The organism is Streptomyces sp. NPDC051907, from assembly GCF_040681075.1.
Classification (GTDB): domain Bacteria; phylum Actinomycetota; class Actinomycetes; order Streptomycetales; family Streptomycetaceae; genus Streptomyces.
Map to the genome: position 1 here is coordinate 1 of NZ_JBFAYB010000166.1, position 9839 is coordinate 9839.

20 protein-coding genes are annotated in these 9839 nt (G+C 72.0%); 13 read left to right on the top strand and 7 right to left on the bottom strand.

Going from position 1 to position 9839, the window contains the following annotated elements; genetic code table 11:
• The 10 genes from AB0M39_RS40120 to AB0M39_RS40165 all read left to right on the top strand — a co-directional run.
• A partial coding sequence (locus AB0M39_RS40120; protein ID WP_365373591.1) for a hypothetical protein occupies window positions 1–383 on the top strand: 383 nt, incomplete at its 5' end.
• Entirely contained in the window at window positions 380–700 is a 321-nt protein-coding gene (locus tag AB0M39_RS40125; RefSeq protein ID WP_365373594.1) for a hypothetical protein, read from the top strand. The genes AB0M39_RS40120 and AB0M39_RS40125, both read left to right, overlap by 4 nt.
• Before the next feature lie 24 nt (window positions 701–724).
• Complete coding sequence (locus AB0M39_RS40130) at window positions 725–1438, top strand: hypothetical protein (RefSeq protein WP_365373597.1); 714 nt, start codon at window positions 725–727, stop codon at window positions 1436–1438.
• Window positions 1439–1459: 21 nt separating this feature from the next.
• Window positions 1460–1888, top strand: coding sequence for a hypothetical protein (locus AB0M39_RS40135; protein WP_365373599.1), 429 nt, complete (start codon window positions 1460–1462; stop codon window positions 1886–1888).
• A gap of 107 nt (window positions 1889–1995) precedes the next feature.
• Window positions 1996–2307, top strand: a complete 312-nt coding sequence (locus AB0M39_RS40140) for a hypothetical protein (RefSeq protein WP_365373601.1) — start codon at window positions 1996–1998, stop codon at window positions 2305–2307.
• A complete protein-coding gene (locus AB0M39_RS40145) occupies window positions 2300–2917 on the top strand; it encodes a hypothetical protein (RefSeq protein WP_365373604.1) in 618 nt (205 codons plus the stop codon). Before AB0M39_RS40140 ends, AB0M39_RS40145 begins: the two co-directional genes overlap by 8 nt.
• Window positions 2918–3001: 84 nt before the next feature.
• Window positions 3002–3367: a hypothetical protein gene (locus AB0M39_RS40150; RefSeq protein ID WP_365373607.1), complete on the top strand. Its 366-nt coding sequence runs from the start codon at window positions 3002–3004 to the stop codon at window positions 3365–3367.
• A 6-nt stretch (window positions 3368–3373) separates the two neighbouring features.
• On the top strand, window positions 3374–3646 hold the full coding sequence (locus AB0M39_RS40155) for a hypothetical protein (RefSeq protein WP_365373609.1): 273 nt from the start codon (window positions 3374–3376) through the stop codon (window positions 3644–3646).
• Entirely contained in the window at window positions 3643–3834 is a 192-nt protein-coding gene (locus AB0M39_RS40160) for a hypothetical protein (protein ID WP_365373612.1), read from the top strand. The genes AB0M39_RS40155 and AB0M39_RS40160 overlap by 4 nt, the downstream gene beginning before the upstream one ends.
• A complete protein-coding gene (locus AB0M39_RS40165) occupies window positions 3831–4436 on the top strand; it encodes a hypothetical protein (protein WP_365373615.1) in 606 nt (201 codons plus the stop codon). Before AB0M39_RS40160 ends, AB0M39_RS40165 begins: the two co-directional genes overlap by 4 nt.
• Window positions 4437–4496: 60 nt before the next feature.
• On the opposite strand, the gene AB0M39_RS40170 is transcribed toward AB0M39_RS40165, so the two are convergent.
• Genes AB0M39_RS40170 through AB0M39_RS40185 form a run of 4 tightly spaced genes read right to left on the bottom strand, consistent with a single transcriptional unit; the run spans window position 4497 to window position 6682 of the window.
• Entirely contained in the window at window positions 4497–4799 is a 303-nt protein-coding gene (locus AB0M39_RS40170; RefSeq protein ID WP_365373617.1) for a hypothetical protein, read from the bottom strand.
• Entirely contained in the window at window positions 4799–5608 is an 810-nt protein-coding gene (locus AB0M39_RS40175) for a hypothetical protein (protein ID WP_365373619.1), read from the bottom strand. Before AB0M39_RS40175 ends, AB0M39_RS40170 begins: the two co-directional genes overlap by 1 nt.
• Window positions 5605–5868 carry a hypothetical protein gene (locus AB0M39_RS40180; protein ID WP_365373622.1) on the bottom strand — a complete coding sequence of 88 codons (264 nt, stop codon included), beginning with the start codon at window positions 5866–5868 and terminating at the stop codon, window positions 5605–5607. The genes AB0M39_RS40175 and AB0M39_RS40180 overlap by 4 nt, the downstream gene beginning before the upstream one ends.
• Before the next feature lie 10 nt (window positions 5869–5878).
• Complete coding sequence (locus AB0M39_RS40185) at window positions 5879–6682, bottom strand: N-acetylmuramoyl-L-alanine amidase (RefSeq protein ID WP_365373625.1); 804 nt, start codon at window positions 6680–6682, stop codon at window positions 5879–5881.
• A 158-nt stretch (window positions 6683–6840) separates the two neighbouring features.
• Here AB0M39_RS40185 and AB0M39_RS40190 point away from each other — a divergent pair, with 158 nt between their 5' ends.
• A complete protein-coding gene (locus AB0M39_RS40190) occupies window positions 6841–7428 on the top strand; it encodes a hypothetical protein (protein WP_365373627.1) in 588 nt (195 codons plus the stop codon).
• A gap of 415 nt (window positions 7429–7843) precedes the next feature.
• On the top strand, window positions 7844–8032 hold the full coding sequence (locus AB0M39_RS40195) for a hypothetical protein (protein WP_365373630.1): 189 nt from the start codon (window positions 7844–7846) through the stop codon (window positions 8030–8032).
• 12 nt (window positions 8033–8044) lie between these two features.
• Here AB0M39_RS40195 and AB0M39_RS40200 read toward each other — a convergent pair whose 3' ends face one another.
• Together AB0M39_RS40200 and AB0M39_RS40205 are read right to left on the bottom strand one after the other, a co-directional pair.
• A complete protein-coding gene (locus AB0M39_RS40200) occupies window positions 8045–8311 on the bottom strand; it encodes an MW1434 family type I TA system toxin (protein WP_365373633.1) in 267 nt (88 codons plus the stop codon).
• Between the two features lie 10 nt (window positions 8312–8321).
• Window positions 8322–8744, bottom strand: a complete 423-nt coding sequence (locus tag AB0M39_RS40205) for a hypothetical protein (RefSeq protein ID WP_365373636.1) — start codon at window positions 8742–8744, stop codon at window positions 8322–8324.
• A 195-nt stretch (window positions 8745–8939) separates the two neighbouring features.
• Here AB0M39_RS40205 and AB0M39_RS40210 point away from each other — a divergent pair, with 195 nt between their 5' ends.
• Window positions 8940–9209: a hypothetical protein gene (locus tag AB0M39_RS40210; RefSeq protein WP_365373638.1), complete on the top strand. Its 270-nt coding sequence runs from the start codon at window positions 8940–8942 to the stop codon at window positions 9207–9209.
• 351 nt (window positions 9210–9560) lie between these two features.
• Here the strand turns inward: AB0M39_RS40210 and AB0M39_RS40215 are convergent.
• Window positions 9561–9839 (bottom strand): hypothetical protein (locus tag AB0M39_RS40215; protein ID WP_365373641.1); only part of this gene is annotated, 279 nt, incomplete at its 5' end.

Below are 9839 nucleotides of genomic sequence, written 5' to 3' on the forward strand. Positions count from 1 at the left end.
GCCGCCGCGCCGCCGTCCGCGCCGCCCAGCACGCCGCCGGGAACCACAGGAAGCAGCCGCCCGCCGGGCGCGTGCCCACCGGGCCGGTGCTGCCGTGGGGGCTGGGCCAGGCCACCGTCGCCCACCACGCCCGCTACGGCTTCGCGTGCTCCCTGGCCCGCCACCCCCACGGCACCTACGTCCTCGCCCAGCCGTCGCTCATCTTCGGCGACGAGTGGCGGCACTGGTGGGAGTACGCCTACCGCAACCGGCGCGAGGCCGTGGCCGCCTTCCAGTGGTCGCGCCGCTACGTGCCCGCGCGGGAGGTCGGCCGCGCCTTCCACAAGGACGACACCCCCATCACCGACGACGACGAATCCGCGCAGACCGGAGACGAGGCATGAAACAGGACGACAGCATCCTCGGCGCGACCGACGACGAGCTGGCGGAGCGGATGTCCACCGGCGGCGTGCTCGAGGCGCGCCTGCACCGGGGCCTCACCTTCGGGGTGTCGATCGCCGGGGTGGACGCCTGGGTCAGGCTGCCCGTCGAACCCGGGCGCATCGCGGACCTCAACGAGGGCCTGGCCGCCGACAAGATCGACCTCGTCATCCCCCTGCCGGAGGACGTCCTCGGCGGCCAGCAGGAGACCGACGTGGAGGAGATGGAGCTGCTGAAGCGGCTCCTCGCCGTCCGCGCCCGCCTCATCGGCAAGCACTGATCCACGCAGACAGGAGACCAAGCCATGCCAGAGTTCCCCGTCGAACTCGTCCCCGTGGAGGGCGGCTACTACGCCGTCCACCTGGTGGGCTGCGACCACCCCGAGCGGGAGACCGTGCCGCCGGGACGACCCGCCCGCCGCCGCTTCCCGGCCACGTCCGTCGCCGACGCCGTGGCGCGCCTGTACCGGGAGGGCACGGTCGGCGTGACCGCGCCGGACCGGTTCGTCCGCCGGGACTGCATCAGCAACCTGCCCATGACCGACCCCACCCCCGTTCCGTGGGACACGCTGCACGCGGTCTACGTGAAACAGGCCGCCGCCTACCTGTGGATGTGCGCCGCCGCCGCGCTGCGCCGGTCCCAGGAGGCGACCGAGGAGCTGACGCTCGGCAGCCGCGAACAGGACGGCAAGATCCTGCCGGGCTGGCTCCCCCAGGCGAGCGACCTGCGCACGAGCGTCCGCGCCGCCCACGAGGCGCGCCTGTGGGCCGTCTGCGTGGACGGCTTCACCAAGGAGCCCTCCAGCGAGGCGGACGCGAGCCGGGTCGTCACACAGACGGAGAAGGCCCTGCGCGACGCGATGGAGAAGGCGCTCGACCACGACACCGGCCACGCCGACGCCGTGGACGCCCTGTTCGCGCAGATCGAGAAGCAGGCCGCGACGCGGTTCATGCGCTCCACCCGCTCCTGCCTGGCCAAAGTCCACGCCCACCGCGCCACCCGCGACGCGGTGGCCTGATCCACGCAGATAGGACGACGCATGAGCACACGATTCGTGATCGCCCGGCCCGACGAGGCCGACCCCGCCAAGTGGACCGGCGTCTACGGCGACGCCGACGGGATGCCGACCGGCGCGGGCAAGCACCTGTACGCCCACGTCGTCACGCGGTTCTCCGGAGACCCCCGGCTGGCGGCCGAGTTCTTCATCGACGAGCACTCCGCCGGGTGGTCGTTCCTCGCGGAGTCGTTCGGGCGGAGCGAGTGCTACTGCCACGACCACGGCGAGCCCGAGGCCCCCGCCCGCGAGACGGAGACCGGGGCGGGCGGCATGGACTGGACGTACGTGCTCCGGCCGGAGGGGCTGGAGGTGCGCCGGTGGGACTACGGCGTGGCAGCCCTGGTGCCGTGGGGCCGGGAGCGCACCGACTGGGAGGCGATCGAGGCGAAGGGGTACGCCCTGCCCCGGTGACACGCCGTGTTACATAGGGTTTGTACCCACCGGCCGGAGAAGCTAACCTAGTGTTACCCGGCCGGGGGGTGCCCCGGTTACTGACCCGACAGGAGCGAGCACGAAACGTGATGACTCTCGCTGAACGCGCAGAACGCGTAACCCAGGAAGACGTCGCCGCGAAGATGAAGCGGCAGCTCCGGCGCTGGCAGACCGACGGCCTGGCCCGACCCGGCTGGAAGGTCGAACTCGCCCACGACGGCGACCGCTACCTGGCCACGTTCCACATCACCGGCGCGCAGGCCCCCCGGACCGGCATGGAATGGGAGGCCTTCCGCGCCTACGCCGACGGCTTCGCCGACCGGCGCACCGCCGTCATGAACCGCACCCCCCGCCGCACTCCCAAGAAGACCCCGAAGGGGAAGAAGACCGATGACTGACAACCGTCCCGGCCCCTGTCGCCAGCTCTCGCCCGGCGACCCCGCCGACCAGATCGACACCGGCGGACGCGACCGGCCCGGCCGGGTCCGCGACAGCCGCGCCCGGGACCTGGCCGCGATCCCGGCGCAGACGGCCCGCGCCGAGGGCGTGCCCCTGACCGAGATCCGCCTCCCCGCCTCCGGCCGCCCCTCCCGCAAGGAAGCCGTGGCCGGACTGCTCCAGGCCATGAACCTGCACGTGGAGGCGGCCGACCGCTTCCGCCTCCACCTGGCCGACGTGCTCGCCAACCCCTCCCTCCCGGTCGACGGGGCCGACATGACCCAGCTCGTCACCCACGAGACCGGCGCAGCCTTCTTCCGCAGGCTGCACGCCCACGGGTACAGCGAGACCTGCACCTGGGACGAGCTCTGCGAGATCCTCCCCGAGGTGTACGGCGAGGCGCAGGCCGCCTCCCGCCCGGCGTTCAGCGAGGTGGACCTGGCGGACGCGGTCCTGGCCGCCAGGAAGTGCCGCCTGGCGGCGGCCGCCGAGGCGTTCCTCAAGGCCGCAGCGCCCCTCTGGGAGTTCATGGGCTACGTGCCCGGCATCGCGCCCGACGCCGATGCCTGACGCAATAGCCTTCGCCCTGCACCCCATCCATGCACACCTGCCCGCCTGGCCACCCGGCCGGGCGGGCGGACGGGAGACACGACAATGAACCCCAGGTGGCCCCGCCTCCTCCGGCGGCTGCCCCGCGTCACCACCCGCGACCGCCGGATCGAGGACCGGCTACTGGACGGCGACCACATCACCCTCCGCCTGGCCGACGAGCTCGCGGTCCGCGTCAGCCTGGACGGCGTAGCCATGATCGTCAGCCACGAGCACCGCATGCCCGAAGAGCAGGCCCGCTCCCTGCTGCTGGCCGCCCGCTACGCCTCCACCTTCCCCGGGCAGCCCGCCTCCTCCGCCCCCGAGGACCACGAAGGCGTCCGTACCATCGCAGTACAGCTCAGCCCCCGCCAGAACCAGCACGTAGGCGACGTCCTAGCCGCCTACTTCCGCCTCAACTCACAGGACTGACACGGCATGACCAACGAGACCAAGCCTGCCTGGACCGTCCCGCCGGACCTGGCCCAGTACACCCCCTTCACCATCTACGGGGACCGCGCCGAGGAGCTGCACAACTCCCCGGCCACCCCGTTCAACAACACACCCGCCTTCGCCATGTCGTGCGAGACCCAGGCCGAGTGGCGACTGCTGGCCCGCCTGCGCCGCGAGGGCCTGCTGCGCGACGTGCCGCCCGCCGCCCGGCGCCACCACGACGAGCGCCTGACCATGGACGGGGAGTTCACGTCATGAGCTGGCTGACCTGGCCCGTCGCGGTCGTGATCGTCTTCGCGGTGCTGTGCCTCGCGCAGACGATCCAGAAGTGGATCGAGAAGAAGCCCGCCATCGAGCAGGCCCGCGCCACCCGGTTCGTCTACTGCTGCAAGCACGCCAAGGACGACCTGCACAACGCGGTCACCGGCGAGGAGGCCGGATCATGAGCGTCCCGAACCTGCCCACGTACCAGGCGCAGAAGTTCGCCTACCGGATGGAGAACCTGCTCAAGCAGCGCCGCCGCTGGGACGAGCAGCCCGAACTCGGCTTCCTGTACCTCCACGAGAAGGGCGGCATCCACGCCGAAGCGCTGGCCATTCCCTCGCCCCTGTGGAAGGGCGACCCGAAGAACCTGCTGCGCTCCCTGGTGCACGTCCTGACCAGCCCATCGGACACCGTGCCCGGCATGATCGGCGACACGCTGCGCAACGTCCCCCCGGATCTGGTCGGCCTCTACCTGCGGACCGAGGGCTGGGCCCCGCCGGAGGAGCAGATGCCGGAGATCCACCGGCGCAGGCAGGCCGGTGCCTCCGTCCCCCGGTTCGAGACCCTGGCCGGACGGGTGGAGACGCGCATGATGACGGCCGTGGACACCATGGGCCGCCTCTACATGACCACCCAGTGCCGCACGGACGGCTTGGTCCGGCCGTGCGCGTGGGAGGGGATGCACGCCACGGCCACCACACCGGGGTACGAGGTGGACGGCAACATCCCCTCCCTGCTGCTGCAACTGGTGATGGGCCTCAAGGCGCGCCCCGCCCGCACCTGATCCACGCAGACAGACCGGAGCCCCCGACCCGTGACCGTACGGGCCGGGGGCTCCGGCGTCCTAGGTGCCTGTCTCGATGAACAGGCGGGTCCGCTCGTTGGGCTCCGGCGGCGGGCCGACGGGGTTCTTGGCCCACGCCCGCATCTCGTCGTAGCTGCGCGCCAGCGCCCGCACCAGCAGGTCCCGCTCCGCCAGCTCCGCCGTCTTGCTGGCTCGCACGGCCTCCTGTGCCTCGTTGCTGGTGCGCGCGGCGGACGCCGTGGCCCTGGCCGCCACGATGCCCGCCAGCACCAGCCCCAGAGCCGACAGACCGGCCGCTCCCACCTCCCCGACCGCCGACCAGATGCTGCCACCGCCCGCCATCAGGCCCTCCTCTCCTCCGCCCAGTGCGGCAGCTCGTACTCCGGCACGCCCGACGCCCACGCCGCCATCCCCGCCTGCGAGGTCAGGTAGAAGACGGCCACGAACGCGCCGCGCTCGTAGTCCCCGGTGATCCACTCCCAGGCGTAGGAGCCCGCCCACAGCAGCGGCAGCGCCGCCGCGCCCATGAACCCCCAGCGGTCCGGACCCTCGGGCAGGATCATGCAGGTCAGGGTGATCAGGCCGGTGAAGAACCAGACCGCCGCCCAAGCCTTCATCGGCATGATGCCGAGCAGCGGCACCAGGCCGCGCGTGTTGGTGGACGGGGCGGCGACGTACCCGATGGCCCAGGTGACCATCCCGACGCCGAACAGGTAGAGCGGCGGCGCGCGGCGGGAGCGCCACTTCCGCCTCGGGATGCTGTACTCCGCGACGGACGACGCCCACAAGATGAGGAACGTGTGGGTCAGGAGGTACCAGAGGGCGACGAACACCGCCCGCAGGTACTCGGTCTGGACGGCGGTCCAGAAGTAGCCGAGCGACCACGTCAGCGGCGGCATGACGGCCGCGACGTACCCCCAGCGGTCGCGGCCCTCGGGCAGGAACGCCGACGCGCAGGCGATCAGCCCGGCCGCCACCCACACCCACGCCCACGCGGACAGCGGCATGACCGCCAGGAGCGCCACCAGGCCGCGCTGGTCGGTGACCGGCACGGCGATGAACCCGATCCCCCAGCAGACCTGCCCGACGCCCACCAGGAGCAGGGGTACGCCCCGGCGGCCGAGGCGCTGCCGGGCGGCCTGGCGCCTCACGGCGAGGCGGGAGGAGGGACCGGCGCGGGGGTACCGGCCGGGTCGGCGGTGGACGGCAGCCACGACGCGGTGTTCCGCTGGCCGATCTTCTTGCCGATGGCCGCCTTGAGCAGGACCAGCCCGAGACCGATGGGCGCGGCCCACCAGGTGGTCAGCGGGGTCACCTCGGTGATGCCGAGGCCGACCCCGAACTCCAGCGTGGTCCAGAGCAGACGCTCCGCGGTGTCCCACTTGAAGCGGCGCGAAGAGACGAAAGGCATAACGGGCCTCCTACTTGAGCTTGAGACGCTGGCCGACCGCGATCTCGTCGGGGTCCTTGAGCTTGTTCAGCGCGGCCAGCCGGTCCACGCTGACGTCGAACCGCTCGCTGATCTCGGTGAGGGTGTCGCCGTCCCTGACGGTGTAGGTGGCCTGGCTCGGGCCGCCTTCGTCGTCGCCCGGGGACCAGGACGGCGGGTGCTGAAGGCGCTCGTGGGCGCGGTCGCGGATGACGGCCATCGTCGGGAAGCCGGGGCCCCGAGGGTCTGGCTTGCCGTACTGCCACTCCTTGTGCGCCAGGACGCTGGTCTTGCCGTCCTTGCCCCAGTCGTGGGCGCGGACGAGCGCGGCGCTCGCCCGGACCATGGCCTCCACCTGGACGGCGGGCCAACTGTCCTTGCCGTCGCCCAGGTTGACGCACTCGAAGCCGTACAGACGGGCGTTGCCGTCCTTGGCGCTCTCGCCGTAGCGGGGGGCCGGGAGCGACTTCTCGGCGATGACAGCGTCCAGTACGCGGGGATCGCCCAGCCCAGCGTGGTTGGTGCGGCCGTAGCCGACGAGGTAGACCTTGCCGTCCTTGTCGATCAGCCCATGGCACAGCGGGCCGGGGAGTTCCGCGTAGCCGTCGCGGACGATGTCGATGCTGGACTGGGTGCCCTTGGTGACGGTGTGGTGGAGGAGGACGCCGTGGACCGGGCCCCAGCCGTCGCCGCGCTGACCCCGGTTGTGGGTACGCCAGTTGCCGACCTCGACAACGGTCAGGCCCTCGTCGCGCAGCGCCGCCAGGAACCTGGTAGCGGAGAGTGGTGTAGCCATGACAGCAAGTTACCCGGCCGGGAGGGCGGCCGGGCGGGCGGTCGCGCACGGGTCCGTCACAATCCATGAGCATGAGACACAGGATTTGCATTCCGGGATGACTTACGCTAATCTCGTGTCACATCAGGGGTTCCGCCCCCAAGACCCGAGGAGTCAGCATGGCCACCAAGTCCCAGCTCGCCGCCGAGATCATGGCCCACCGCGCCCTGGGCAGCGCCCCCGCCCGCAGCGCCGACGGCATCAAGGCCGACGCCAACGAGCAGCGCCGCCTGGAGCGCCTGCCCAAGGCCGAACTGGAGGCCCTGCACGCCGACTACTTCACGGTCGCCCAGTGGTTCACCTTCGGCCCGTTCCTCTTCAGCATCGACCAGGCCCTCGAGATCATCGCGGCCACGCCCGACCGCCAGCTCCACACCATCGACGTCCCCGCCACCGCGCGAATGCTGTCGCTGGAGAAGCCGATGGCGGAGTACCTGGCAGAGGGTCGGGTCCCGCTCCTGCGCGGCGACGTGGACGAGGACTACGCCCTGACTCAGGCCGACCTCTCCGTGCCCGTGATCATGGCGGACCTCGCCATCGCCGACGACGGCGAGCCCGCCTACATGCTCATCGACGGCACCCACCGCGTCCGACGGGCGTACGCGGAAGGCGTCGCCACGCTCCAGGCGTACGCCCTGGACCGCGACGAGACCCGCACGATCCGCACCGAGGCGACCCTCGGCCCCGGCCGCACCCGTCGCCGCTGACAACAGACCTGCCGTACGCCTGATCCACGCAGACACAGCAGTGCCCCAGCCGCCGCATGACTTTCGGCTGGGGCACTGCTGTGCGCGGACCTGTTTCGTCGCGAGACTCAGCGTAGCGGCACGGATAGAAACCTGTATCGCAGCTCGCCAAGAAAGTACCGACCGGCTCGCACCGGGTGCCGCCACCACCGGCCGCCGGTGTGGCAGTAGCACACGCGTCGGACCTGGCAAGACTGGCATTTCATGGCACATTGCCGTCCGCCTATGTGCGGGTGCGACCGGCACTCGGGCGACACCTCATCTTTCGAGTGAAGGCACAGACGGGGGACGGAACCGCTCACCCGTGCGGCTCCCAGCCGCCGCCCGCCAAGATGCCCAGTGCCTCTGCGAAGTCCATAACGGCACCATAGGCGGCATGACAGAGACTCTCGGGGACCCGCGCCCCAGCAACACGTGCCCGGACTGCCAGCGGACGAGCTGGCACCCCGGCGACGTGCAGAACGGTTACTGCGGCTGGTGCCACTGGTGGACGTCCGACCCGACCCTGGCCCCCCACAAGCCTCCACAAGACGGCAGCGGCCCCCGTGGGGACCGCTGCGTGTAGCGGGCGCGCCCGCTACTCCACGACGTACCAGTCCTCGCTGAGGACTCCGTTGTGCGTCAAGGTCCAGGGGACCAGGGAGCCGTCGCCCTGCTTGAACTCGAAGTAGGAGGCGTGCACCCGGCCCGCCTCGCGCTCGTCCATGCGCGCGGGCACCAGACGGACCCACTTGTCCGGCTGGATCCACCCGGCGCGCGCCACCTTGTCCCCGCCGCGCATCGCGGCCAGCGCCTCCTCGAACTTCATGTCCGAGGTCCTGCGTGAGGTCTTGGTCTCCGTCATGTGCGAGAGCCTAGAACAGAGTGCCGTCCTGCGGGGGAACCTTGCGCCCCTCGGTGAAGGGGTGGTAGTGGATGCGGACCCAGCCCTTCATCCGCCAGACCTCCATCTCGTCGCAGTGCGGGCACCGGCGCGCCCAGTGGGTGTAGACCCAGCGAGGCTCCGGCGTGACCGGCTGGCCCCAGACGGGGCGCTGCCCCTCGGCGATCCGCGAGCGCCTCAGCAGGGGGCGGTGCGGCGGGTCCTGGTGGAGCGTCAGGCCGCGCGCGTTGCGCATCGGGCCGGGGTACTCGCACGTCTCGCAGTCGCCGGGGATGTGGGTCACGCAGAGCGCCTGCTCCCACTGCCCCCAGCGGATCTCGCCCAGCTCAGGGTCCGTCTCCGGCAGGGCCGGGATCAGTCGGCGCGGGCCCAGCTCGAACTCGGGGTGCTTCACGGGTCCTCCCGAAACCGCAGCAGCCCCCGGCGCGGTGGGAGACCGGGGGCTGCTCGGGTGTTGAGCGAAGCGCGCCCAGTCTCCCAGAGCGCGGCCGCGCATGGGGCGCTTCCGCCAGAAGAAACGGTCAGCCTTGCGGGCTATTGTCTGTCGGCCCCGGGTGACGGACAGGTGAACGGCTGTCACAGTGGGCTGATGACCAAGCCCCTGGATGAACCCGCGCCGCGCACCGTCCTCCACGACTCGCTCGCCCGCGTGGGAGACACCATCGCCGACCTGGAGCGGCTGCTGCCGGATCTCCGCCACGCGGAGCAGGCAGCCCCGCCGCCCCGCCGCCAGCTCGCCCACGGGGCCGTCGCCCAGGTGGAGATCACCCTGGCCCAGCTCCGCGACGCGGCCGTCCGGCTCGACACCGCCAAGGCCCTGGTCCGGTCGGCCACGGCCCCGGCGCTGGTGGACGCGTAAGCGGGCGGCGCGCCCCGCCCCCACGCAACACGGGGCAGAGCGCGCCGCCTGCCGCTGGCGATGAGTCCCGCAGCGCCAGCTCACCCCCCGGTCTGCGCAGTCTCGGCGGCTGCCCCGCTGCCCTGAACGGCACGGGCTCCCCGCTCTCCACTGACGGCCGCCCGGCCGGGCGGCCGGGTCGCCTGGCGTCTGGGACTCGCCGGGCGCGGAGGACGATCCGGGATCGTCTCGCCCCATGGGAGCGCACCGGCGGGCGCGGCCACAACGGCCGAGCGGCCGGGTTACTCCACATGGCACAGCGAATGCCCCGGTCGGGGGAACCGGCCGGGGCATCGCGTGCGCCGGTGCGTGCTACCCCTGCGCCGTCGCACGCGCCGTCCACTGCTGGAGCATGTCGGCCGGGTGGCCGCCCGGCCGGGCGGCCGGGTCGCTAGGGGTGGCGTGGGCGAGCGTGCGCACCCGGCCGCCAGAAGAGAACAGGCCGCCGAGATTGGGCGGGGTGCCCGGCTGCGGCTGGCCCGGGAGGCCAGCCTCGGCCGGGTACGACCTGTCGCTGATCGCGGCCGACAACCCCACGGCGCAGCGGCTGTTCGACCAGCCGCTCCACCACCCCCGCCCGCTCAACCCCAC